At 69.2% G+C, this 24,186-nt stretch carries 23 protein-coding genes and 3 pseudogenes; 13 read left to right on the top strand and 13 right to left on the bottom strand.

Annotated elements, in window-relative coordinates; all coding sequences use genetic code 11:
* Positions 1-95: 95 nt before the first annotated feature.
* Positions 96-236: pseudogene (locus GT030_RS36525) on the top strand (IS5/IS1182 family transposase); the annotation flags it as partial.
* Between the two features lie 33 nt (positions 237-269).
* Here the strand turns inward: GT030_RS36525 and GT030_RS18310 are convergent.
* Positions 270-1,178 carry an ADP-ribosylglycohydrolase family protein gene (locus GT030_RS18310; RefSeq protein ID WP_161202006.1) on the bottom strand — a complete coding sequence of 303 codons (909 nt, stop codon included), beginning with the start codon at positions 1,176-1,178 and terminating at the stop codon, positions 270-272.
* A 694-nt stretch (positions 1,179-1,872) separates the two neighbouring features.
* Positions 1,873-2,598: a hypothetical protein gene (locus tag GT030_RS18305; RefSeq protein WP_237522600.1), complete on the bottom strand. Its 726-nt coding sequence runs from the start codon at positions 2,596-2,598 to the stop codon at positions 1,873-1,875.
* Positions 2,599-3,109: 511 nt separating this feature from the next.
* Here GT030_RS18305 and GT030_RS18300 point away from each other — a divergent pair.
* On the top strand, positions 3,110-3,811 hold the full coding sequence (locus GT030_RS18300; protein WP_161202005.1) for a DUF6082 family protein: 702 nt from the start codon (positions 3,110-3,112) through the stop codon (positions 3,809-3,811).
* On the opposite strand, the gene GT030_RS18295 is transcribed toward GT030_RS18300, so the two are convergent.
* Positions 3,801-4,556 (bottom strand): GntR family transcriptional regulator, encoded by a 756-nt coding sequence (locus GT030_RS18295; protein ID WP_161202004.1) that lies wholly within the window; start codon positions 4,554-4,556, stop codon positions 3,801-3,803. The two genes, GT030_RS18300 and GT030_RS18295, sit on opposite strands and share 11 nt — an antisense overlap.
* Before the next feature lie 78 nt (positions 4,557-4,634).
* Here GT030_RS18295 and GT030_RS18290 point away from each other — a divergent pair, with 78 nt between their 5' ends.
* The 9 genes and pseudogenes from GT030_RS18290 to GT030_RS18255 all read left to right on the top strand — a co-directional run bounded on the left by GT030_RS18290 (position 4,635) and on the right by GT030_RS18255 (position 10,846).
* Entirely contained in the window at positions 4,635-4,913 is a 279-nt protein-coding gene (locus GT030_RS18290) for a hypothetical protein (protein ID WP_161202003.1), read from the top strand.
* Between the two features lie 523 nt (positions 4,914-5,436).
* A complete protein-coding gene (locus tag GT030_RS18285; RefSeq protein ID WP_161202002.1) occupies positions 5,437-5,661 on the top strand; it encodes a hypothetical protein in 225 nt (74 codons plus the stop codon).
* Between the two features lie 8 nt (positions 5,662-5,669).
* Positions 5,670-6,394: pseudogene (locus tag GT030_RS18280) on the top strand (GntR family transcriptional regulator).
* 101 nt (positions 6,395-6,495) lie between these two features.
* Positions 6,496-6,699 carry a hypothetical protein gene (locus tag GT030_RS18275; protein WP_346009674.1) on the top strand — a complete coding sequence of 68 codons (204 nt, stop codon included), beginning with the start codon at positions 6,496-6,498 and terminating at the stop codon, positions 6,697-6,699.
* A 496-nt stretch (positions 6,700-7,195) separates the two neighbouring features.
* Positions 7,196-7,459, top strand: coding sequence for a hypothetical protein (locus GT030_RS35710; protein ID WP_202460241.1), 264 nt, complete (start codon positions 7,196-7,198; stop codon positions 7,457-7,459).
* 1 nt (position 7,460) lies between these two features.
* The gene (locus GT030_RS18270; protein ID WP_161202000.1) at positions 7,461-8,837 is read left to right on the top strand and encodes a glycosyltransferase; all 1,377 of its coding nucleotides are present in this window, start codon (positions 7,461-7,463) and stop codon (positions 8,835-8,837) included.
* A gap of 531 nt (positions 8,838-9,368) precedes the next feature.
* Positions 9,369-9,761, top strand: a pseudogene (locus GT030_RS18265) (hypothetical protein); the annotation flags it as partial.
* A gap of 13 nt (positions 9,762-9,774) precedes the next feature.
* On the top strand, positions 9,775-10,443 hold the full coding sequence (locus GT030_RS18260) for a YdcF family protein (RefSeq protein WP_161201999.1): 669 nt from the start codon (positions 9,775-9,777) through the stop codon (positions 10,441-10,443).
* Between the two features lie 208 nt (positions 10,444-10,651).
* On the top strand, positions 10,652-10,846 hold the full coding sequence (locus GT030_RS18255; protein ID WP_237522598.1) for a hypothetical protein: 195 nt from the start codon (positions 10,652-10,654) through the stop codon (positions 10,844-10,846).
* Between the two features lie 25 nt (positions 10,847-10,871).
* On the opposite strand, the gene GT030_RS18250 is transcribed toward GT030_RS18255, so the two are convergent.
* From GT030_RS18250 to GT030_RS18240, 3 genes are read right to left on the bottom strand one after another with little or no spacing between them, the layout of a single operon-like run.
* Positions 10,872-11,588, bottom strand: a complete 717-nt coding sequence (locus tag GT030_RS18250) for an SDR family oxidoreductase (RefSeq protein ID WP_161201998.1) — start codon at positions 11,586-11,588, stop codon at positions 10,872-10,874.
* Positions 11,585-11,983, bottom strand: coding sequence for a 5-carboxymethyl-2-hydroxymuconate Delta-isomerase (locus GT030_RS18245; protein ID WP_161201997.1), 399 nt, complete (start codon positions 11,981-11,983; stop codon positions 11,585-11,587). The genes GT030_RS18250 and GT030_RS18245 overlap by 4 nt, the downstream gene beginning before the upstream one ends.
* 15 nt (positions 11,984-11,998) lie before the next feature.
* Positions 11,999-13,426 carry an MFS transporter gene (locus tag GT030_RS18240; RefSeq protein ID WP_346009673.1) on the bottom strand — a complete coding sequence of 476 codons (1,428 nt, stop codon included), beginning with the start codon at positions 13,424-13,426 and terminating at the stop codon, positions 11,999-12,001.
* A 194-nt stretch (positions 13,427-13,620) separates the two neighbouring features.
* On the opposite strand from GT030_RS18240, the gene GT030_RS18235 reads away from it, so the two are divergent.
* Complete coding sequence (locus GT030_RS18235; RefSeq protein ID WP_161201995.1) at positions 13,621-13,974, top strand: helix-turn-helix domain-containing protein; 354 nt, start codon at positions 13,621-13,623, stop codon at positions 13,972-13,974.
* On the opposite strand, the gene GT030_RS18230 is transcribed toward GT030_RS18235, so the two are convergent.
* The 7 genes from GT030_RS18230 to GT030_RS18200 all read right to left on the bottom strand — a co-directional run bounded on the left by GT030_RS18230 (position 13,959) and on the right by GT030_RS18200 (position 22,676).
* The gene (locus tag GT030_RS18230) at positions 13,959-15,197 is read right to left on the bottom strand and encodes a hypothetical protein (RefSeq protein ID WP_161201994.1); all 1,239 of its coding nucleotides are present in this window, start codon (positions 15,195-15,197) and stop codon (positions 13,959-13,961) included. The genes GT030_RS18235 and GT030_RS18230 overlap by 16 nt on opposite strands.
* A complete protein-coding gene (locus GT030_RS18225; protein ID WP_161201993.1) occupies positions 15,185-16,045 on the bottom strand; it encodes an FAH family protein in 861 nt (286 codons plus the stop codon). The genes GT030_RS18230 and GT030_RS18225 overlap by 13 nt, the downstream gene beginning before the upstream one ends.
* A 75-nt stretch (positions 16,046-16,120) precedes the next feature.
* The gene (locus GT030_RS18220) at positions 16,121-17,863 is read right to left on the bottom strand and encodes a thiamine pyrophosphate-dependent enzyme (RefSeq protein WP_202460236.1); all 1,743 of its coding nucleotides are present in this window, start codon (positions 17,861-17,863) and stop codon (positions 16,121-16,123) included.
* Positions 17,864-17,882: 19 nt separating this feature from the next.
* Positions 17,883-19,070: an enolase C-terminal domain-like protein gene (locus tag GT030_RS18215; protein ID WP_161201991.1), complete on the bottom strand. Its 1,188-nt coding sequence runs from the start codon at positions 19,068-19,070 to the stop codon at positions 17,883-17,885.
* The gene (locus tag GT030_RS18210; protein ID WP_161201990.1) at positions 19,063-19,944 is read right to left on the bottom strand and encodes an alpha/beta fold hydrolase; all 882 of its coding nucleotides are present in this window, start codon (positions 19,942-19,944) and stop codon (positions 19,063-19,065) included. Before GT030_RS18210 ends, GT030_RS18215 begins: the two co-directional genes overlap by 8 nt.
* Before the next feature lie 16 nt (positions 19,945-19,960).
* Complete coding sequence (locus GT030_RS18205) at positions 19,961-21,625, bottom strand: GH3 auxin-responsive promoter family protein (RefSeq protein ID WP_161201989.1); 1,665 nt, start codon at positions 21,623-21,625, stop codon at positions 19,961-19,963.
* A 58-nt stretch (positions 21,626-21,683) separates the two neighbouring features.
* On the bottom strand, positions 21,684-22,676 hold the full coding sequence (locus GT030_RS18200) for an aldo/keto reductase (protein WP_161201988.1): 993 nt from the start codon (positions 22,674-22,676) through the stop codon (positions 21,684-21,686).
* A 311-nt stretch (positions 22,677-22,987) separates the two neighbouring features.
* On the opposite strand from GT030_RS18200, the gene GT030_RS18195 reads away from it, so the two are divergent.
* A partial coding sequence (locus tag GT030_RS18195; protein WP_161201987.1) for a polyketide synthase occupies positions 22,988-24,186 on the top strand: 1,199 nt, incomplete at its 3' end.

Below are 24,186 nucleotides of genomic sequence, written 5' to 3'. Positions count from 1 at the left end.
GGGGGGACGTTCGGGGTGTTCGAGGGGGCGGTGGGGTGAGGGGGCTTCGTATGGCAAGTAGGCATGACTGACCGAGCGTTGTGCCAGAGCGCGCCTCCGGCCTGGGCACCCAACGCCGGGTAGTGGAACACGCGTTCTCGCACCTGCACTGGTTCCGCCGCCTGCGGATCCGTTGGGAGATCCGCGACGACATCCATGAAGCCCTCCTCGCCCTCGGATGCGCACTCATCTACTGGAGACGCCTGCACTCATCCCGGTCGGAGTTCTTACTACGTCACGAGCGGAGGCAGCGGTTCACAGGCCGCGTGCCAGGCAGGAGGAAGGGCGGCGACGCCGGTGCGGGCGGCGATGACCCCGCCCGCGATGGCGCAGGTTGTGTCGATGTCACCGCGCCCGGCGACCGTGACCCACAGGCCCTCTTGCAGGTCGTCGAGGTGCCCCGCCGCGCACCACAGGGCGTACGGGACGGTGTCGGGCCCCGACATCCGGTAGCCGGAGCCCAGGACCTCCGCGGCATGCCGAACCGAGGTGCGCTCCGACATCCGGGCCGCAATCCGCACGCCTGACCGGACGTCGCTGTCGGGGAGTCGTTCGGCGACCGCCTGGAGGAAGTCCGATCTGGCCGGGGAGGGACCGCCCCGGCTGCGGGTCGCCAGCGCCGCGGCCAGGGCGACCGCCACCGCGCCGGCGACCGCCTCCGGGTGGTGGTGCGAGACCGCGCTCTGGCGGGCGGCCTGCTCAGCGACCACATCGAGGTCGGCGCCGTGCCAGGCACCGAGCGGAGCGGCGCGCATGGCCGCGCCGTTGCCCCAGGAGCCCTGGCCGCCGAACTGTCCGGCGACCACCTTCTGCCAGGGCTCGCCGGCAGCGATCCGGCGCAGCACGTCATGCATCGAGGCCCCATAGCCGCGGTGCGTGTCCTCGGCGTAGGCCGCCGCGAGGCGCAGGGCCAGGCGGTCCTGGTCGACGATGCCCCCGCCCTCGACGAGCTCCCGGACGAGAACCAGCGCTTGAGCGGTGTCGTCACTCCACCGCCACAGCGGCTCCGGGGGCAGCGTCCGCGCCTCCAGGGCTGCCGGACCGTGGCTGCGCAGGATGCCGAACCAGCGGTCGCCGAAGGCGTCGCCGAACGCGAGGCCGTACAACGAATCCAGCGCAGCAGTAGGCACGTTGATCATCGGTGCAGTATCGCAATGCGCTGACTCTGCTGCACTCCGATTTCGCAGCGGCCAGGGTTCTGACCTGGACTTGGTGTTGAGCAGCCTGGTCTGGGACCTCGAAGCCGACGAACGTTCGTCGGGGTACCGCCCATGGGCCCGGCCTGGGCATCCAACGCTGGGTCGTTGAGCACGCGTTCTCGCACTTCGACACGGCCATCGGCGAGACCTCGGCGGCAGTCGGACGGCCTCGGAGCCTGCCCTTGATCGTCAGGAGGGTGCCCGGGGCTTCGTTGGGTCGGCCGGCACTCGCCCTGACCAGCACAACGAGGCTGCCGCCCTCGATGCGCCCCGTGAACGGTGTCGTCCTCGTGCTCGGGGCCCCATCCACGTACGCGGGGCTTGCGCATGTCATGGTCGCCGCGAGCGCTCTGGCCGCCCGCCATGGTGGCAGCGAGGCTGCTGTCTTCCTCTTGGTCACCGCGGGTGCGCGGCCGCCGACGCCCAGCTCGCTTCCTGATCAGAGGGCACCGGGGTATCGAGAACCGCCTACACCACGTCCGTCCATCAACACTCTGACCAGCTGATCAGCACCTGCCGCACAGCGAGGGAACCTCAACCGGACAAGATCACTTCAGGCAAAGACCCTGGCTGCGAGGGCAGGTGCGAGGGGCAGGTGGTTGTTCGGCGTCGTGTGATCGGAGCCCTTTCATTGTCAGAGGCTCCGGGTGCTCAGACGCGTGCCGTTCTTGGCGGTGATAATAAGGTTCCACGCGGTGGCGTTGTCACCGTCGTCGCCGTCCCACCAGGTCACGAACACGTCGGCCAACCGCTTTACGGCGGACTTGGCATTCCTGTCGGTGTAGGTGGTGGCGAGTTCGACGTCGTAGTCCCGGGCTCCGAGGTGGACGAGGATCACCTGGTCGACATGCAGCGCGGGCTGCTTCGCGCCGTTCGCACCGGCCCAGGACCGGAACCGGGCCAGAAGGTCCGGATCGGGTGCGCGGCGCGTCACCGGCCTCGCAGGCGGATGCCGTTCCGTTCCTGTTCCGACGGCCTGCTTGCAGCCCAGGACCCAAGCCCCGCGGTCCTTTTCCACCACGTCCTGCGGCTGGGCTGTGAGAGACCGGCGGACGCATCCTCCCCACACCACTTCGCGGACCCCCGCGCCCTTGCCGCCGTCCTTGAAGAGCCTTTTACCTTCGCGCCATCCGGCGTCGTACGCCGTTGCGTAGCCGTGTCCGGCGGTGGGACGGGACGCCGGTGACTCCGGCGTGGTGCCGCCCCCGCCGCCGCAGGACACGGTGATCAGGCTGAGCAAGACCGCCGCGCAAGTAACGAGCCGTGCTTGTGCGGGTGCGTACATGCCTCGATTTCCCTTCCTGATGCCTAGGCCCTCCGCCCCAAGTAGAGCCTTTTCAAGGGCCCTTGGTTGCTTCATGGGATCGCCTTTACGTTTGTAAGACGGTGTGCACAGGATCCGGAATCGCAACGGATCGGGCCGCTGACCACGGCCCGTCAGTACTCCAGCAAGGGGGAACTTCGGCTCGTTAGGGTGATCTTCCTCGAAGTCCCTGATTTCGATGGGGTGTCGTCCGTGGTGTGTGAGGTATGCGGATGGGGGCTGGCTGAGCCCCAGGGGAATTACGAAGCGGATCCGTCCGGTTCACGCGCCTCGTTCGTGACGTCGCGTCATGTCATGTTCTGGAGCCGGGAAGCAGTGCAGGCGCGACGGCGGTAATCTTGTGTTGTCGAGGCCCACGAGAACCGAATGAGACCGTGCCTGCCGCTGCATCATCTCTCATGCCCGTCGCGCTGGAGCAGGAGCGCAGGAGGTGCGATGGCTAGGACCTGTCCGGCCGATCACGGGGTCGGATTGAGTGCCTCTTGCTGGGCGTCAGCGCCGGCTTCATTCTGGTCAGCGAATCGGCATTCCGCGTTTCGGGGGACATGTGACAACTGAAAGCGGCACGGCGCAGCGCACGACATGGGTACGGGCGGCCTTGGCGTACGGCCTGCTCGGGCTCGTACTGCTGAGCCTGATTCTTTCCACGCCGTTCGTACTGGCCGCATTGGCTCCGGCGAGCGCCGACTGGGGGAAGCTCAGTGACATCAGCCAAGCGTACGGGGCCGTGTCCGTCGTGCTTTCGGCCATCGCGTTGGCCGGTGTGGCCCTCTCGCTCCTCTACCAGGTCCGGCAGACACGCACGAGCAATGAGCAGGCCATCAGGGACAGCCATTTCCAGCTCGCGACACTCGCGCTGAGTGACCCGGACCTGCTCCTGGCCTGGTCACCGCCCATTGAGCCAGTGCCCTTGAAGAGGCATCGGCAGCATCTGGTCACGTCTCTCGCTCTCGGAGAGCTGTTGCAGCGCTTCCGTATCGGCCATCTGTCCGTGGAGAAGCTCGCGGTGAAACTCGACGGGCATTTCCGCGGGAAGATCGCGCGGGAGCAGTGGGAGCGTGAAGGGCCGGGGTGGCGCCGCACCATGGAGGCGGGTGATCGCCGTGACCGTGTGTTCGTTCGCCTGGTGGATGAGCGCTACCGGGCTGCCGTGGCGGCGGGACCGGCGTCCGCTCTTTTGGAATTTCAAGATCGGCCGGACAGGCCCCAGTCGCTGAGATCGCAAGGGTCCAGAGCGGTCAACGATTGATCGGGATCTCGTAGACGATCTCGCAGTGCGCGGCCGGCACGACGATGTCCGCCGTTTCCACGGGACGTCCCTGCTCGCTGTAGTACGTCCGCCGGATGTGCGTGACGAGCGCGGCCTTCTGGATGCCGAGTAGGGATGCCTCCTCGGCGGTCGCGTGCCTCGGCTCCGGCTGCTCTACCGCGTGGCTGACGGTGATGCCGATCGCGGCCATACGGTTCACGACGCCCGAGCCCGCGTGCGGCCCTCCCTCGGGAAGGACGACGAGGGTGCCGGCGGTGAGGTCGTACGGCTCCCAACTCGTGGACAGTTGCACGGGCCTGCCGTCCGCGAGGAACTCGTACGTCGTCCGTACGCACAACGCGCCCTCGTCGACCCCCAGCCGCGCCGCGATCTCCGCGGGAGCCGGCACCTTGGCGTCGGTCCGGCTCTCCCAGTCGCCCTGCCTGCCGACCGCCTTCATGTCCGCCCGGAACGGCGAGCCGCTGGGCTCCTCCCGCGCTGAAGACCGTACGACTCGCACGCGCCGCCGGGGCTCGGCGACGTACGTGCCCGATCCGGCGCGGCCCTCCAGCACTCCCTGGGAGATCAGCAGCTCCTGCGCTCGGCGAACCACGTTCTCGCCCACGCCACACTCCTGGCCGATCTGAGCGCGGGACGGCAAACGGTCTCCCGGCTCCCACAAACGTTCCGCGATCCGGCGCCTCAGCTCATCGGCGATGCGGAGGTACGGCGGTTGCTCAGACATATGGAAAATCTAGTCCACTAGCTCTAATCTAGTTAACTAGCTTCACTGAAGGTGATTGTCGGTGACGGAGGCTGCCCTGTGCCCGCTTCGGGAGTTCGCGCGGAGGCCATCGCCGCCCGGCTGTCCGCCTTCGGATTTCTCGCGCGAATGGAGGAACACCCCCGGCACACGACGGTCGAAGCGGAGATGCCGGACGACGTCTCCGCCGAGACGTGGCTAGAGGTCCTGGACGCGGTGTCCGCGGCCGACCAATTCGGCCTCCTCGCCACCAGCTTGAACGCCCGCACCCTCTGGGCGGTCGTACGCAAAGCGGTCCCCACGACGAGCAATGTCGGGGGACCGAGCCATCAGCGATAGGAGCTGAGCAGCGTGCTCAACCGTATCCGCCGTGTCCTTCCCCTAGCTAGGGTGCGGACGTTGACCAGGGGCAGGCATCGCCGCTCCTTACGGCCCACCATCCCTGCGGCCGAAGCCTTCTCCCTCACGACCACCGATGCATCGACCATGGTCCTGCGTCGGTCCTCCGCAATGACGGCCTGCCTGGCCCCACTTGTAGGTGAGGAAGTCGCCTTGGTCCGCCCTTACGTGCTGGCATGGGAGAGGCGGGCGCGGCCTCGCGCTGTGGTTGTCGCCCCTCACCTCCTCGCCGAAGCGTGGTCGGCTCTTGCGGGGGTCCACTGATGCCGCCTTGCCGACAGTCATCGATCGCGGATGGTATGCCGGGCCCCTACCGGTCGACCGCCTGCCACATCGGTACGCACTCCGCTTGCGTGGAGTCGCCGCCGGCACCGGCACCGATCGATCTCCCGGTGATCTACGAAGCGTGCGACTGCCTGTGCCATCGGGCCGTCGACCTGCCTGCGTCGGTGGTGGTGACGCGGTGAGGCCCCCGATCGCCGGTGGCGCACCGGTAACGAGCGTCGAAATCACTGCCAGCACGGTGCAGCGCGGCGACGTCATCCAACTCGGCGGCTACGCCTGCCGCGTGAGCGACCTGCTCCAGCTCCCTCACGGGGCGAAGCAACTGGTCTTCGAGTCGGGCGAGCTGCCGACCATGCACACGCGTACCCGACTCGTCGTCGCGCGGCCTATGAGAAGGGGGTGACGGCACTCATGACTCCTCGCCACCATGACATCGCCGACGATCTACGGCGGCAGATCACATCCGGCTGTCTCCAACCCGGCGAACGACTGCCGTCTGAGGTGGCCTTGGCTGAGCGGTACGCCGTGAGCACGGTGACGCTGCGACATGCCCTCGCAGTGCTCCAGGGCGAACGCCTCGTCGAGAAGATCCACGCCAAAGGCAACTTCGTCCGACACGCATCACGCAAGATCCTGTACGTCGATGGCTGGGGAATGCTCGCCCCGCTGACAGCTACTGGACCGGCACTGCGCATCACCGTTCGCAGTGCCACTATCCCGGCCCGCGGCAGCCTTGCGGCTCTTTTGAAGGTGCAGACGGGCAGCCCCCTAGCGGAGCTCTCCTGCCGCACTCACGACGGCCATACACCTCAGGGATTGGCCCGCATCTATACGCCGCGCGACCTGGCGCCGGCTGAAGTACTCGACGACGGCTCCGCGCACCAAGAGGCGCTCGCAACATTTGCTGTCTTCGGTGCGCCACCAGCCGCTACCCGGGGGACGGTGTGCGCTCGCTCAGCGACGCCGGACGAAGCCTCGGCTCTGATGATTACCTCTTCGGTGGCTGTCCTCGCTGTCACTCGCGTAGCCACCGACTGGACCAGACGCGTCACCGAAGCCGCGCTCCTGGCGCTCCTAGGAGACCGCGTCGACGCGGTTTCACCACCCACCACGTGATCGACGAGAGGCAGGCCTGACCATGGCAGCCACGAACCAACTCCGACTTCTCCCATGGACGGGTCTGGGAGGTAAGCCTTGCTACCTGAGTACCGACAACCGAAGCGGCTACCTCTCCCGTTTGGCAGACACGATCGAGTCGGCCCAACTCGACTCCGCGACCCATCTGTTGGAACAGGTTTCGGACGCGCTCGACGACGCAGACGCAGAACCGGACGAGATCCGTAGCCTGGCTCAGGATCTGACCAATGCACTGCGCGACGTCCTGCGAGTCGCGATCAGCCGAGGCTGCCTGTTGGCGGTCAGCGATCCTCAGGACCTCTGAAGGCTGCCACGAAACGACGCACAAGGCCCGTCCACTCGAACGGAGGGAGGAGCCCAGGCACCAACTGGGTCCCTCCCTCGGTTGCATTGGGCGTACCGTGCCCGACTTCCTCGCGTCTCGGCAACAAGCCTCCTGACCCACGCCGAAGAACTACATCTGGGCGACGGGTGGGAGATGCCGCGGGGCTAGCAGAGCTAGGCGTGACGCATCTGGCGCCACGACAGAGCCTCTCAGTGTGACGATCAGTCAGTGACCGTATACTGTCGGTCATTTTGCGTCCCGTGTTCAACCTGAATGCGCCTGTACGCCCCCCTCTTTCATCGCGAAATGGCAATAGCTTCTTCACTTGGCCCACACAAATGGTTGGGTGTTCAACGTGCTTCTTTAAGGGGACACCGTGACTGCTCCGGTAGGGGCCGGGCGTCACCGGTGACTGGTGCATGCCCGCCGGCGCAGGAGGGGCGTCGGTGATGGGCCGTGGGCCGGTCCCGATCAGGTGACTTCCTTCATTCCGCACGCTGCGATTCAGGCGCAGCTGCGTCCTTGGCTCGGCGGCGACCGCTCGCCGTCGCGTTCACTTCGGGGGGAACCGTTCATGCGTGGATACGGACAGCTCGCTGCGACGGGCACGAGCCTGACCATCGGAAGCATCGTTCTCGACCAGACCTGGCTGATCGCAGCCGCTCTCGGGTTGGTGGTCTTCGGTGCACTCTGCATCCGCGTCGGATTCCGTCGCGGCAAGGGGCCGGGGGAGATCTGACATGAACCCGATTCCCTCAGCCACCTACGCGTCCCGCAGGCGTTTGGTCTTCTTCGCCACCCTGCCGCTGCTGGGCTTCGTCGGGTGGGGTGTCTACCACACCTTTGCGGTCCTGGCCGCATTCGACGGTCACGGCAACCATCTTGCCCTTGCATGGGCTGTCAGCTTCCTGCTGCTGTGGTGGGTACCGCTGGCCTGGAAGGAAAAGCCCTACACCACCACGCCGCGCCAGCAGCAACAACTGGACGAGTTGACTGTCGCGGTCCAAGTCCCTGTCTACAACGAGGATGAGGCAGCGCTCAAACTCTGTCTGCAAAGCCTGTTCGAGCAGACTCGCAGACCCGACCGCATCCACGTCGTAGACGACGGCTCACTCGACAAGCGCACCGGCAGCCCGATCACCTACGACACGGTCCGCGCGTGGTTCAGCGAACATGCCCGCACCTACGGCATCGAAGCGACCTGGACCCGCACCATCAACCGCGGCAAACGCCATGCGCAGATGGAAGTTCTCGCCGACGATCCCGCCGACATCTTCATCACCCTCGACAGCGACTCGGTCCTGGATCGCAAGGCGATCCGTGAGGGACTGAAGCCCTTCGCCGACCCCAAAGTGAAGTCCGTCGCAGGCATGGTCGTCGTCCTCAACAGCAGAGACAACCTGCTCACCTTCATGACGAGCATGCTGTACCTGCCTTTCACCCGAGGCTTCCGCTCGGCACAGTCGGTCCTCAAACGCGTCATGGTCAACTCCGGAACCCTCGCCTTCTACCGCGGCGAGGTCATCCGCAAGTACGCCGATGCCTACCCCAATGAAACATTTCGGGGCCGGCCGATGCAGATGAACGACGACTCCCTCATGACGCTCTACGGTCTCCTCGACGGAGACACCGTCCACCAGCCCAGCGCCATCTGCTTCACCCTCGTCCCTGTCAGCGTGCGGCACTACCTCAACCAGCAGTTCCGCTGGATGCGAGGCACTTTCGTCCGCACCTTCTGGTGGTTCCGCTACCTCCCCATCACCAGCGTCGCGTGGTGGATGCCGGTCATGGAAATCGCCCAACTCATCCTCTCCATCGCCATCCCCGTGGCTCTGCTCACCGATGCCAGCCAGCGCCACAACCTCACCGCGCTCCTGGTCTCCACCACGATCGTCGGACTCGGCGTGAACTGGATCATCGCGCTCAGGTTCTTCTGTATGGACCGCTCCGACGAATCCCACTGGTACCGACTGGCTCTGTTCCTCACCGCTCCGATCACCGGGATCTGGCGTCTGCTCATCTTGCGCCCGATGTACTTCTACGCCATGTTCACCTGCTGGAAAGTGGGCAAGTGGGGCACGCGAGACACCGTGGAAGTCGGCATGGCGCAAGCCTGAGTGCACCTGGGAGGCGGTCTCGTAGTACGGACGGCACTTCCAAGTGCCGTCAGGGGCTCCGGTCCACGCCGGGGTCCCTGACGGCACAGGTTGCACGGCACGGCTCCTCGGAGCACCGCTTTAGGAGTTCGATCGCATCTCCACCGTCGGGCCCCGCCCCGCGTGTTGAAGCACCGCTCATGCTCGCTCAAGTACGCCTGCGCTTAATGTCGTTGATGTCAGATGTGATGTCAGGTTGGATGGAGTGATGGAGCGTGTTGCAGCAGAGCTGTTCACCGACGGTGGTAACGCTGCCGTGGTCCGTCTGCCCGGTCGGTGGTTTCCCGGGGTACTGACCCAGGGTGACTCCCTACCATCCTCCGCAGCGATCTGACCCAGGTGATGGAGGCGTGCGAGTACGGCGAGCTGGCTGACGCCTGGAGTCCGCCGGCCCCCTCCTTGCCGGCCTGGATGCGCTACTGGCCTGCTACGCGGCTGCGTTGGAAGAGCACGGGCTAGAGCAAGAGTCACCGCCCTAGAATGGCAAACCGCGCGCTGAGCAAGAACGGCCGGCATGACTACGCGACCCGCGTCATGCGGGCCGCGATCCGCGACTTCGAGGATCTCACCGAGCCCGACGACTGGTCGGTGGCCCACCAGAAGGTCGCTCTGGCCCGCCGTGGCGCCGGCGACCTCGACCAAGCTCTGCACTTCATCGACGTCGCCCGTGGCAGTGGGAACACCGACTCGCCGATGGAGCGTGTCCGGCTGGACACCGCCCACGGTCACATCCTGCTCTCCGACACCGCGACCCGCGATGATGGGCTCCGCGTCCTCGATCAGGCCACTCACACGGCCGCGCGGTACGGACTCGTGCACCAGTTACGCAGCATCGAGGGCGTCAGGGCCATGAGCGAGGGGCTGGCCGGCCCCCTGCGACGGTGACAGGGAGAGAGCCGTGAGCGACAACCAGCAGACCATCACCGAGGACCAGTGGCACCGGGCCGCGCGCATCTGGGACTACCACCAACTGCACCACCAGCCGCGCCCCGTTGACGCAGCGGTCGGCCTGGGCAGTCACGACCTTGGCGTCGCCACCCACGCCGCCGAGCTGTACCGCGCCGGGCTGTTCCCAGCCCTCGTCTTCACTGGCGGCAACAGCCCCACCACCGTCAGGGTGTTTCCGCGCGGCGAGGCAGTCCACTTCCGCGAGCACGCCCTCGGCCTCGGGGTCCCCGCAGGGGCGATCCTGCTGGAACCGAACGCCGGCAACACCGGGCAGAACATCACCCTCTCCCGCGAGGTCCTGGCCGCCGCCGGCATCACCCCGACCACGGTGATGCTCATCTGCAAGCCCTACATGGAACGCCGGTCATACGCGACCGCCCGCAAGCTGTGGCCCGGCGTCGAATTCCTCTGCGCGTCGGAGCCCCTGGAGTTCGACGACTACCTGAAGTCCATCGGCAACGAAAAACTCGTCCTGGACATGCTCGTCGGCGACCTCCAGCGGATCACCGAGTACCCAAAGCTCGGCTTCGCCATCGAACAGGAGGTCCCGGAAGACGTGCGGGACGCCTACGAATCCCTCGTCCGGGACGGCTTCACAACCCGCCTCATCGCTTCCTGACCTGCCCGAGCTGACCGGACCCCACGCACCAGCCGCCCCAGACTCCCACCTGCAACTCTCTGCTTCGTAGGGCCGGCCAGACCGGTCAGTGAAAGTCATTCCGGTCGCCCCGCGACCCCGGAGGGACACCGCCGGTGGGGGACGGCTGGCGGTCGCGGTGCCTCGGTGGGGCAGCGATACGGGACGGCGACCCGCTCGAGTCCGACCAGTGACGGGGAGACGTGCTCAACGGCCCGAGCAGGCCGCCGAAGAGGCCCGGCAAGTCATCCACGCCTCAGGAGACCTGTCCTCGGAGCGCACGGCTGCGCGGACCCGCGCCGTTCTGCACCGGCTGAAGGAGTACGAGGACGTGCCCGAGGCGCGCGAGGTGCTGACCGACTACGGCCATCTGCTGCTCGCCTGATGAAGTGCCCCGCGCCCCCCCCGCCTCAGGCGATCATCCCCCCACCATCCACAAACACGGTCGTCCCCGTCGCGTACCCGTTCCCCGCCAGGAACAGCACCGCCTCCGCCACATCCGACGCCTCCCCGACCCGCCCCAGCGGCAGCCGCTGCACGGCCGCGGAGTACATCGTGTCCCGAGCCGCAGCATCGAGCCCGTCCCACAGCGGAGTACGCAGCAGCCCCGGCGACACCGCGTTCACCCGAAGCGGCGCAGCCTCAAGCGCCAGCCCCCGTACGAGCGCCTCCAGCGCCGCGTTGATCGCGCTCTGCAGGGCGGACGCGCGGCCGGGGCGTTGGGAGAGGTAGCCGGAGACGAGGGTGAGGGAGCGGGTGGGGCGGACGGCGCGGGCGATGCGGTACGCGCCCCAGAACTTGCTGTCCATCGCCGCGTACGCCGCCTCCAGCGGCAGGGTGTCGACGCGGCCCATCGGGGTCTCGCCCGCCGTGACCACGACGTGGTCGAACTCGCCCGCCGTCGCGGCGAACTTGGCGACCTCGTCGTCCGAGCGGATGTCGAGGGTCTGGCCGGTGACCGGGCCGGCGAGGCCGGACAGGGCCGTCACCGCCTCGTCGATCCGCTGGGGGTTGCGGGAGACGATGACCGTGTCCGCACCCTGTGCCGCGAACTCGCGGGCGGAGGCCAGGCCGACCCCCGAGGTGCCGCCGACGACAAGGACGCGCTGGTCCGCGTATGCGCTCATGACTGTTTCCGCTCCTGGGGGTTGGTCTGGTCGCCGGAACGTGTCCGGGCGAAGCTTGCTCGGTCCAGCTCGGTCACCTGGACGGAGATGTCGCAGGCCGTCTCGCGCAGGGTCGCCGGGAAGAACTCGGTCAGTACGGCCAGCGCCGCCTCGCTGATGGCGGCGCGTGCCTCGACGGACTTGCCGGCGAACGTCCTGATGTCGAGGTTCACGAAGGACTGCTCGTAGCTGCCGTCCCCGATGAGGAACCGGTCCATCGGGACCGCGCGGCTCTTGAAGTCCTGGAGGCGGAAACCGCCTGTCTCCGCGAGGGTGTTGTGGAGTTTGCCGAACACGGCCGCCGGATCGACGTCGTCACGGACGTTGCCGGAGTATTCGAGGACGAGGTGAGGCATGGCGCTCCCAAGGGGTCAGTGGGCCTCGGCCGGCTGGAGGTCGTCCGCGACCGGTGCGGGCACCGGACGGGGCTTGCGCGGGCCGAACGTGCTCAGGCCCGCGCTGACCGCGAGCGCGACCACCGCGGCGATCAGGGACGCCCGCAGCCCGGTCAGGAAGTGCCCGGAGGACGCCTGTCCCACGAGCAGACCCATCACGGCCACCCCGATGAGCCCGCCCAGCTGGCGCGAGGCGTTGAGGACTCCGGAGGCGATGCCCGCGTTGGCGGGGTCCACGGAGCCGAGCATGGCGTTGGTCATGGACGGCACCACCAGCCCGATGCCGAACCCGGCGACCACGAACTGCACCGCCATCCGCACGTACGCGTCCGAGCCGACGACCGGGATAGTGGCCAGGTAGCCGACGGCGGCCAGGACGTTGCCGGTGATCAGCACCGACCGGGCGCCGTACTTCTTGACCAGCGGGCCGCAGGACAGGTTGGCGATCATGATGGCGGCCGTCATCGGCAGGAACGCCAGGCCCGCGGTGATCGGCGAGTAGTCCCAGACCTGCTGGAAGAACAGGCTGAAGACGAAGATCAGGCCGTAGAAGGCGAAGTTGAGCAGCACACCGATGAGCGAGGTCGCCGAGAACGCGTGCCGGCGGAACAGGTGCAGCGGCAGCATCGGGTCGTGGGTACGGCGCTCGGCGGCGAAGAAACCGGCCAGCGCGAGCACGAAGACGACCAGGCAGGTCAGTACGGTGGCCGAGGTCCAGCCCCGCGCGTTGGCCTCCACGATCGCCCCGGTCAGCGCGCCCAGGCCGACGACGGCCAGCAGCTGGCCCGGCAGGTCCAGCGAGCGGGCCACGGAGACGTCACGGGCGGGCGCCGGGCGGGCGTAGGCCCGGACGAGGACGATGCCGAGTGCGGCGATCGGGACGTTGACGAAGAAGATCGAGCGCCAGCCGAGCGCGTCCACCAGCAGACCGCCGACCACCGGGCCGAGGGCCAGCGCGAGGCCGCCGGCCGCCGCCCACAGGCTCACCGCGCGGGTGCGCTCGTGGGGGTCGGGAAAGTTGGTGTTCACGATCGACAGCGAGGACGGCACGATCATCGCGGCGCCCACGCCCTGGAGGACCCGGGCGGCGATCAGCGCGACCAGCGTGGGGGCGGCGCCGCAGATCAGCGAGGTCACGGCGAAGAGCGCGAAGCCCCACATGAAGATCTGCTTGGGGTCGTAGCGGTCGCCCATGGCGCCGGCGGTCAGCAGGAAGGCCGCGAAGGTGAGGGTGTAGCCGTTGATCACCCACTCCAGGCCGGAGAGACTGCCGCCGAACTCGGCGCCGAGGGCCTTGGTGGCGACGTTCACGACGCTGACGTCGAGGATGACGACGACGAAGCCGAGGCATGCCGCGAACAGGGTCAGTCCTGGGCGGGCCTTGTGCGGTGAGGTCTGGGGCACGGGTCTTCCTTCCATGCGTGCCGAAGCGGGCGTAGGGGAGGCTGGAGTGCGGGAGCAGGGCGGTACGCCGTCGGCTCCGGTAGACTGTTCGTCGAGGAGCGAACAGTCAGAGTGTACGCAGATCATCGAACACTCTGCAATCCGTACGCGCCCGGTGTGTACGGATCGAGTGAGACGGGACGGAGCGATCAGCCATGGCGGCACAGACCCCTCGGCAGCAGGACGCGGCGAGCCACCGCACCCCGCCGGTCCACACGGCCCCGGAGGAGGTCGCGCTGGAGACGGCCCTGCTCGCCCTCGCGGACCCCGTACGGCAGACCCTGGTAAGGGAGTTGGCCGGCGCCGGGGACTGGGAGCGGTCCTGCGGGAGCTTCGACGTGCCGGTCACCAAGGCCACCCTGAGCCGCCACTTCTCGGTCCTGCGCGAGGCCGGGCTGCTGGAGCAGCGGGACGCCGGGGCGAAGCGGCTCAACCGGCTGCGCAAGCCGGAGTTCGACGCCCGGTTCCCCGGCCTGCTGGACCTGGTTCTCGGTCACGCCGCCCCCTGAGGGCGCACGGCCCGGTCGTGCAGCCCCTTCGCCACGTCCAGCGCCAGGGAACGGTCCACGGCCGGGGTGCCGAAGGCGAGTGCCGGGCTGAACGTGCCGTCCAGCGTGCCCAGATGGAGGACCAGGCCGTAGTTGGCGCCGGTGCGGTTGACGATGGTCCGGTAGCCGCTGACCCGGCCCAGATGCGGGCCGAGCGCCGGGTCGGCCACTCCCACGTTCGTCAGGCAGATTCCCGGCGCCGATCCGGCGGCCGCCGTCTCCTCGACCGCGCGCCGGATCGCCGCGTGCGGGCGGACGGGGGGTCGCCAGGCCGCGTCGGCCGACGTCAGCGCGGTCCCGTACTCCCGTGCCAGCTCTGTCAGTTGCCCCCGGCCCGGCCGCATGGACACCCGCAGTACGTTGATGAAGCAGCCCACGTCCGGAAGGTCCGCGTACCGCTGTCGCAGTGACACCGCGGTGAACATGCCGACCTCGGTGCGGCCGGTGGCCTCCGCGTAGGACTCGGCGAGCGCGGCGGCGAAGAACTGGTTCACGGTCACGCCCTGTTGCTTGCACCACCCCTTGAGAGCGAGGCTCTCCGGTCGGGTGAGCGCGCACGGGACGAAGTCGGCGCCGCGCTCCGGCCAGGGGCGATGTTCCGCGAACGGCAGTCGCCCGGACGCCGGTTGGACGAAGTCCTGTCCCGCCGGCGCCCGATAGGTGAGGCCGTCCGCGTCCGGCGGCAGCCTTCGTACGTCGTACGGGCTGGGTTCCGGCGACGGAAACAGGGTGTCCAGCAGCGCCCGGATCACCGCGCCCGTCGAATGGCCGTCGGAGATCGCGTGATTGCGGGTGAAGTACAGGTGCGTCACCCCGGCCCGCGGCTCGCGTACGGCGTGCAGTCGCCACAGGGGCCCGCCGGTCTCCAGGACCTCGTTCAGCTCGCGTCGCAACACGTCGTCGGGGGAGTCCGGCGAGGTCAGCGTGGAGTGCCGGATCTGGTCGGGCAGCACGCCGGGACCCCGGGCGAACCACAGGGTGTCGATGTGCTCCTCGATGCGCAAGGACAGCAGCGGGAGTTCACCCGCCCACTGCTCAGCAGCCCTGTCCAGCAGCGCGGGTGCGATGTCCTCGCGCACCGTCACTTGCGTGGTGACCTGAGTCGTGCCGCGCATGAGCGCGTGGGTGTACGCGAACGCCGCCTCTCCGTCCGAGAGTTCGCGCACCGCCTTCACGACGACCACGCCAGCGGGTGGGAGAGCCGGACGCCGTGGCTGGTGAAGTCCAGGGTGACGCGGTCGCCGTCGGCCGTGCGGAAACCGCCGTGGAAGCTGCTGCGGTCGGCGCCGAGGTAGACGTAGTGCACCCGGCCGGGGTGGTGCAGGGCGCGGTAGGCGAAGAGGCGGGACATCAGGGCCGGCAGCTCGTAGTGCAGGGCGTCGGAGCCGGTGGTGAAGGTGCCCTTCCACGCCGGGGCGCCGTCCCGCTCGATCGTCGCCTCCCCGGTCACCGAGCGCGGCGGCTCGCCGAGGTGCAGCCAGGGCGCCACCCCGGCATCGCACAGCTTGGCGTACGACAGGTGCCCGGCGTGCTGCTTGAAGCGGCCGATGTCGGTGAGATCGTTGCCGAAGGTGTAGCCCGCGTACCTCGGCACGCCCTGGCCGTCTCCCACGTAGACCAGGACGACCTCGGCCTCCTCGCAGACGTGGACGGCGTCGGCGGGTACGGAGAGGGGTTCGCCGGGGACCTTCAGGGCGTCGCCGAAGCCCTTGACGAACCAGTTGGGCTGGTCGGGGACCTCGGCGTCCACCTTCACGTTGTGCGTCATCATGAAGCCGCTGACCAGGGCGTCGCCCAGGTGCGCGGGGAGCAGCGGCGGCAGCAGCCGCACCTCGTCGCGGTCGGCCTCGACCGGGGCGCGGTCGCGGGTCAGCCGGTCGAGCAGGGCCTCGGTGGTGTCGTCCGAGGCGGAGGCCAGGGCGGCCAGGGTGTCACCGCCCAGCGGGTACAGGCGCAGCGGAGCCTCGGGCTCGGGCAGGCCGAGGCCGAAGTGGCGCTCGCCCGCGTGGACGCATTCGAAGACCACCGTCATGGTGGACACCTCCTGAGAGGTCACGGCCCTACGGGCCAGGTCGGACAGGGGGCGGGACGGTCAGAGGCGCGAGGCTCAGTCCATGAGGATCTCGACGAGGACGGGCTTGCCGTGCTCCTTGATGTGGGCGACGGCCTCCCGCACCGTGGGCTCCACGGCCTCGATCCGCTCCACCCGGGGCAGGGCGTGCACGCCGTAGGACTCGGCCAGGGTGACGAAGTCGACCGGCTGGTCGTAGAAGCTGGTGGCGATGTGCGCGCGGCCGGTGTCGCGGTCGCGGTTGTCCGCGATGCGCTCGGCGTGCTGGGTGGAGTTCAGGTAGAGCCGGTTGTTCATGACGATCACCAGCAGCGGCACGTCGTACGCGGCCAGCGTCCACAGCGCGCTCGGGGTGTAGAGGAAGTCGCCGTCGGCCTGGAGGTCGACGCAGAGCGTGCCGTCGCCCTGGTGGGCGAGCGCCGCCCCGACCGAGGCGCCCAGGCCGTAGCCGAGGCCGCCGCCGCCGTTGAGGCCGAGATAGCTGCCGGGGCGCTCCAGCGGCCAGAGCTTCTTCACCCAGCCGTCGATGGTGAGGCTGCCGGTGTTGGTGAGCACCCACTCCTCGTCCCGTACCGCGCGGTGGATCTCGTGGACGGCCGTGGAGACCTGGATGTGTTCCCGGTCCCGCGCCTCGTCCGCCTGGCGCGCCCACTCGGTCCGCGCCTCGGTGTGCAGGGCGGAGAGGGCCTTGACCCGCTCCTCCCGGCGCTCGGTGAACTCCGCCGCCGCGAACGGCCCTTCGGGGTCCTCGGCCACCTCGCGCAGCGCGGACACCGACTGGCCGGTGTCGGCCGCCACGGCGAGGCTCACCGGGACGAACTGCTGGTAGTCGGCGGCCCACTTGCTGGTGAGCAGCTCGTTGAAGCCCAGGGTGACGACCTCGGCGCCGTTCGCCGGCAGCCCCTCGTCGGTGAGCGGCAGGAAGGAGCCGAGCGCGCCCACGAGGTCCTGCACCTCCAGCGCGATCACCAGGTCGGCCGTGTCCAGGAGGCCGGTGTTGCTGATGTTGAGCTGGTGGGTGTTGGGGAAGTTCATCCGGTTGCCCCGGTCCACCACGGCGAGACCGAGCGCGTCGGCGAGCGCGACCAGCGGCGCGACCGTCTCCGGGTCACGGCCGGAGAAGTCCACGATCAGCACCGGCAGCCGGGCCTCGCGCAGCCGGCCCACGAGGTGGTCCAGCTCGCTGCCGCCGAGCGCGGGCAGCCGGGTCGGCTCGGTGGCGGCCGCGGGCAGCAGCCGTACGCCGTCGCCCAGTTCCTGTTCCTGGACGTCGAAGTCGAGTGCCACGAACACCGGTGCCTGCAAAGGGGTGTTCATCAGCTTGAAGGCGCGGTAGAGCGACTCGACGGTGGCCCGCTGCCCGATGGGCTGGTCGCACCACTTCACATAGTCCTTGACGACGGACTCGATGTTCTGCGAGGTGTGGATCCAGTCGATCCACGGCCGCCGCTTGCCCGCGTCCACGGGCCCGTTGCCGCCGAGCACGAACAGCGGGACCCGGTCGCACCAGGCGTTGAAGACGGCCATCGAGGCGTGCAGCAGACCGACGTTGGCGTGCACGAACACGGCCATGTGCCGGCCGCTCGCCTTGTGGTAGCCGTGCGCCAGCGCCACCGCGATCTCCTCGTGGCACGCCATCACGATGTCGGGCGCCTCGGAAGCGTGGACCAGGGAGTCGTGGACACCGCGGAAGGACGCGCCGGGGTTGAAGGCGACCTTGTCGATGCCCTGCTGATTGAGGAACTCGACCAGCAGGTCGGAGAAGTAGGACGTCGTCATGCGTGATCCTTCGTACGGTTCATGCGTGCGCATGGGGGCGGGCGGGGACCGGGCGCCAGACCGGGTCGCCCTCGGTGCGGTGCGCCGTCGCAAAGCGGGCGGCGAGGTCGGTGAGGGCGAGGCCGAAGCCGGGCCCGGGCGGCGGGGTGATCGTGTTGGTCCGCCGGTCCACGGCCGGGCGGGGTGCCACGACCATCTCCGGGAAGAACAGGTCGGACTGGCCGGCCTCGACGGTGAGGGCGTCCGGGTGGGCGAAGGCCAGGGCGCGGCCCGCGTTGATCAGCGGCCCGACCTCGGCCACCTGCACCCCGACCTGGAACGCCAGCCCCGCGCTGCGGGCGAGGCCGATCAGCCGGGCCGCGGTCACCGGCCCGCCGTTCTTGGACACGCGGACGTTGTAGGCGTCGCCCGCCCCGGCCGCGAGCGCCCGCTCGGCGTCCTTCGGGGTGCAGACCGACTCGTCCAGCATGACGCGCGGCCCGGTGCGGCCCCGCAGCCGGGCGAGGTCGGCCCAGGAGCCCTTGGCCAGTGGTTCCTCCACCCAGTCGGCACCGGCGTTGTGCAGCGCCTCCATGTGGCCGGCAGCCTCCTCGGGCGACCAGCTCATATTGGCGTCCACCATGACCGGCACCAGGTCGCCCAGCCGGGCCCGGATCGCGGCCACGGTGCGGACATCGCGCCGGATGTCGTCGGCCGCCTTGATCTTGACGAAGTGGAACGGGCCCCGCGTGTCCAGGAATTCGTCCACATCGAGACTGAGATCGAGGACTTGGGACACCGGGAGGGACGGGGGAGTGGGCGTGTCTCCGCCCGGCACCAGCGCCGAAGCGGGTGAACCCAGTTGTCGGCCCAGCAGGTCGAGCAGCGCCGTCTCCAGCAGGCAGAGCAGGTTGCCCCCGCCCCGCAGGCCGAACGTGCCGGCGACTCCCGACCGGAGCAACTCATCCAGCAGCAACGCGGGTTCGGTCGACCGCAGCCGGGCGAACACCGCGTCCAGCGGCACCTCCCGGAGCGCCGCCGTCACCGAGTCGCCGGTCTCGCCGGTGACATAGGCGCGGGGCGCGCACTCGCCGAGCCCGGTCGCGCCGTCCACCGTCAGCCGCAGCACGAGGCTGTCGGAGGCGGAGCGGCGCTTGGCCGGGTGGTCGAAGCCGATCGCCATGGGCAGCTCGACCCGGTACAGCGTGGCGCCGGCCGGTTCAGGCATCGCGGTTCAGTCCTTGGAGCAGGGTGAAGGTGGACGCCCAGTCCACCAGCCGGGCCCGGACGTCGGTGTAGAAGAGGTAGTGCTTGTCGGTGGCGAACTGGATCAGCGCGCCGTGCGAGCCGGTCATCCGGCGGAAGGTGGCGCGGGCGTCGTCCAGGTCCACGATCGGGTCGCCGACCCCGGAGACGTAGGCCGCAGGCACCGGGGGGAGCGGCCGCTCGGAGCGCATGTAGAGCGACTCCAGGGCGAGCAGCACACCTCGGGAGCGGCGGGTCAGGGCGCGGGCCGCGAGGTCGTCGTTGTCGATGAAGTGCCGGTGGCGGACCTCGTCGGTGAAGTCCTCCGACCGCAGGCCGGCGTCCCACAGCTCCGTGCCCGACTCCGTGGCCAGCGCGTGCCGTTGGTCGTCGTCGAGGGTGGCGTGCAGCTTGCCCAGCCAGGCCGAGCAGAAGATCGCCGCGTCGTAGCGGGTGGTGAAGTCCGGGTGGTGCATGAGCGCTGCCATGAAGGAGCCGCCCAGGCAGTGCCCGAACAGGGAGAGCGGGACCTCGTCGCCGATGGCGGCGCGCACATGCTCCAGGGCGGTGATGTAGTCCCGCAGCACGGTGTCCGCGTCCGGGAGGTCCTGGCGGTCGCCGCCGCTGATGCCGGAGCCCCGGCGGTCCAGCACGTAGAAGGCGATGTCGTTGTCCGCGAACTGCGGGCCGACCTCCCACAGCCAGCCCGCGTGCGACTGGAGTCCGTGGAAGTAGAACACCGCTCCCTTGACCGGGCCGCGCGGGCGCCACAGGTGCAGTGCCAACTCGGCGCCGTCGACCGGGAGTCCGGCTATCTCGCGGCGGATGTTCTGCGGTGGCCTCTTGGTCTCGATCACGTCCGGTTCCCCTCGGTCAGCGTCGGGTGAGGGCGGCGACGAAGTCGACGTCCCGCTGGAACGGCTTGTACTTGTACTGGGTGGCGTTGCCCTGCTGGCGACGGCTCTCGACGTAGGCGGCGATGGCGTCGTGAGGCACGGTGACGACTTCCAGCGCGCCGAGCCGTCCGCTGTCCCGCTTGGACGCGTACTCGATGTTGATCTCGTGCAGCGCGGCGTCCACCGCCCCGGACAGCTGCGCGTCCAGCGCCGCGGACGGCTCGGGGACCTCCGCGACGACGATGTAGTACGGCGGCTCCGCCCAGCGCGGGCCGCACATGAACAGCCCGGTGCCCAGCCCGTGGGCGGCGAGGCCGCGCTGGATGGCGCCGGTCACCTGGGACTCGGTGATCTTCTCGCCGGTGAAGGAGTGGAAGATGCCGTCCCGGTGGACGAAGTGCACCCAGGGCGTGCCGTCCACGATCCGGTCCACGTGGTACACGTCCCCGGTCCACAGCCGGTAGAGGCCGTTGCCCTGCGTCATGATCAGGTGGTAGTCGCGGCCCGGCTCGACCTCGTCGAACAGCAGCGTCTCCACCTGCTCGCCGGCCGCGACCAGGTCGCCGAGCGGCACCTCGGCCGGCACGAACTCGAAGAACGCCTGCCCCACCGCGAGCGGCTGGCTGTGCAGCGAGTCGTCCACCGGGATGGTGGTGACCCCCTCGGTGCCGCAGCTCATGAACGGCAGCCTGGCCACGCCGGGCAGCACCGCTTCCAGCTTGGCCGCGTACAGCCCGGCCGACGCGGACAGCCAGCAGGTGAAGAGCGTGAGTGAGGGCCACACGTCCTTGAGGCTGAAGTCCCGGTTCAGCAGCACCTTTTCGAGCCTGCGGGCGCCCTCCGCGTCGGGCTCCGTGTACGGGCGGCCCTCCAGCGTCCCGTCCCGCACGTCCCGTACCAGCCGGTCGCCGTGCTGGGCCAGCAGTTCCCGCAGCGAGATCAGGGTGCTGGGGTTGATTGACGAGATGTAGTGCAGGTCCTTGCCGATCAGGTGCCGGATGCGGTGGTACATACGGCCCTCGTGGCCGCTCGGCACCTCGGGCCCGAACCAGGGGGACTCGTACCAGGGCGGGTTCCAGTCCTGGCTGTTGATCTGCGGATGCCGGTTGCTGATCGCCTGGTGGCCGATGCCGTGCACGAAGTCGAACACGTCCTCGCGCACGGTCTGCGTGTCCAGCGTCGCGTAGGGATGGGCCAGCAGCTCCGGGTGGTACTCCAGATACGTGCCCCACATCGCCTTCATCGCGGGGATGCGGTAGGTGAGCAGCCAGTGCAGGGTGTACGGCACCAGCTTGGGCACCCCGGTGGTACCGCTCGTCTTCAGCCAGCGCAGCACCGGGCTGCAGGTCAGGGTGCCGCCCTTGGTCCGGGTCTCCCGCTGGATCTCGGGCACGAAGTCGTCGTAGCGCATCACGGGGAGCAGCGAGCGGAAGAGGTCCGGGTCGTCGGCGACGGCCGAGTAGCCCTTCTCCCGCCAGTGCACCGAACCCGCGCTCATGTCGATGACGTCCTCCAGCACCCGGCGCTGGGCCAGGGCCGGCTGCTTGAGGTCGGTCAGCAGGGCTTCCCGTGCCTGGCGGCACTCCTTTGCGAACGGGTCCCGGCGGGCCTGCCAGTGTTTCTGCCAGTGAGGTATGTCCACAGTCGCTCCTGAAGAAGCCTGAAGAAGGTGGAAGCGGTCACAGGGCCGGACAGGAGGATCAGCGGTCGATGTACGCCATCATCCGGTCGTTGTACCGGGGTCCGGCGACCGCGTCGGCGCGCACGGCGCCCTCGATCTCGGCGAGCGTGTCCGCGTCGAGGCGGACCTCGGCGGCACGGGTGTTCTCCTCCAGATAGGTGCGCCGCTTGGTGCCGGGGATCGGCACGATGTCGTCACCCTGGTGCAGCACCCAGGCGATGGCGAGCTGGGCCGGGGTGAGGCCGTGGCGCGCGGCGACCTCGCTGATCTTCCGGGCGATCGCCGTGTTCTGGTCGTAGTTGGCGCCCTGGAGGCGGGGGTCGTGGTGGCGGAAGTCGTCCTCCGGGTACTCCTCGGCGCGCCGGACACCGCCGGTGAGGAAGCCCCGGCCCAGCGGACAGAAGCCGACCAGGCCGATGCCCAGCTCGCGCAGCACCGGCAGGACCCCGTCCTCCAGGTTCCGCTCCCACACCGAGTACTCGCTCTGCACCACGGAGAGGGGGTGCACGGCGTGGGCGCGGCGGATGGTGCGCTCGCCCACCTCGCACAGGCCCAGGTGGCGGACCTTGCCCTGCTCCACCAGGCCGGCCATGGCGCCGACCACGTCCTCGATCGGCACCCTCGGGTCCAGGCGGTGCTGGTAGAGGACGTCGATGTAGTCGGTGCCGAGACGCTTCAGGGACGCCTCGACCACCTCCACGATGTGCGCCGGCCGGCTGTCGGCCTCGGCGGTCGTGCCGTCCTTCAGCTTCATCGGGAAGCCGAACTTGGTGGCGATCACGGCCCGTTCACGGCGTCCGGCGAGCGCCTGGCCGAGCAGCACCTCGTTGTCGTACGGCCCGTACGCCTCGGCGGTGTCGAACAGGGTGTACCCGAGATCCAGCGCGCGGTGGATGGTCGCCACCGACTCCCGGTCGTCCGGGGTGCCGTACCACTGGCTCATCCCCATGCAGCCCAGGCCCAGTTCGGAGACCTTCAGTCCCCGGCGGCCCAGCTCCCGCGTCTTCAGCATGCCTTCTCCTCGCATCTGGCGATCCCCCGCCGGCAGGCGCTCCTGGCGGCTGGCGACGCAACTGAAGCACAACCATGTACTGGAGTTCAATAGCCGACTGTGGTCAAGTGATCGCGCTGCCGTACGGCGGGTGAACGTCGTGCACCCGGCGGGTCACCGACATGTAAAACCCTGTGAGCTGCGGAAGTTGGAGATCGCAGGTGGCGACGGGTGTGTGATGCCGCCGTAACGACGACTTCATCATCAAGACCCCGGCACAAGTTTGTTCTTCGGTATAGATTTGAACCACCGACTGGGGGAGGAGAGTTGCGATGACCACTGGGGAACCGATCGCGATCATCGGCATGGGGTGCAGATTTCCGGGGGCGGCCGGGGTCGAGGAGTTCTGGGCCCTGCTCGAGAGCAACACCGACGCGGTGATCCCGGTACCGCCGGACCGGTTCGACGTCGGCGCCTGGTACGCCCCCGAGCCCGGCACGCCGGACCGGCTGATCTCCCGGCACGGCGGCTTCCTGGACGGGCTGCACGACTTCGACGCCGGTTTCTTCGGCATCTCGCCCCGCGAGGCCCGCACCATGGACCCGCAGCAACGGCTGCTGCTGCACACCGTCTGGGAGGCGTTCGAGGACGCCGGGGTGCCGCCGTCCACGGTCCGGGGGAGCGCCGGCGGGGTGTTCGTCGGACAGGCCACCGCCGAGTACGCCGACGCCGCCGGGCCGGCCGTCACCGCCGACGTACGGGCCATGGCGGGCGGCCGGCTGCGGGCCGTCACCTCCGGCCGGGTCTCGTACGCCTTCGACCTGCGCGGACCCAGCCTGGTGCTGGACACCGCCTGCTCGTCCTCCCTGGTCGCCGTGCACAGCGCGCGGCAGAGCCTGCTCACCGGCGAGTGCGACCTCGCCGTGGCCGCCGGGGTCAACGCCGTGCTCTCACCCACCGACGCGGTCGCCTACTCGCAGGGCCGGATGCTGTCCCCGGACGGCCGCTGCAAGTTCGGCGACAGCTCGGCCGACGGGTTCGTGCGCAGCGAGGGCGTGGGCGTGGTCCTCCTCAAGCGGCTCTCCGACGCCCTCGCGGACGGCGACCCGGTCCGCGCGCTTCTGCTCGGCAGCGCGGTCACCAACGACGGTGACGGCAGCGGCCTGCTGCTCCAGCCCGCCGTCTCCGGCCAGGCCGCCATGCTCCGCACGGCCTGGCGCAGCGCCGGAGTGGACCACGTGGACTACGTCGAGGCCCACGGCACCGGCACCACCGTCGGGGACGGGGTCGAACTACGGGCGCTGACCGAGGTGCTGAACGGTCTGGGTCACTCCGGCGCCCCCGTCCCGGTGGGGTCCGTGAAGACCAACATCGGCCATGCCGAGGCCGCCGCCGGGATCGCCGGGCTCATCAAGGCCGTGCTCGTCGCCGAGCACCGCACGATCCCCGCCTCGCTCCACCTCACCGCTCCGCAGGACCGGCTCACCGGCGCCCCCGTGGCCGTGGCCGACCGCAACACTCCGCTACGGCC

Origin of the sequence: Streptomyces sp. SID1328, assembly GCF_009865595.1 — a bacterium.
Taxonomy (GTDB): Bacteria; Actinomycetota; Actinomycetes; order Streptomycetales; family Streptomycetaceae; genus Streptomyces; species Streptomyces griseoluteus.
The sequence above is the reverse complement of the archived record's forward strand: the minus strand, read 5'-3'. Positions and strand labels throughout refer to the sequence as shown.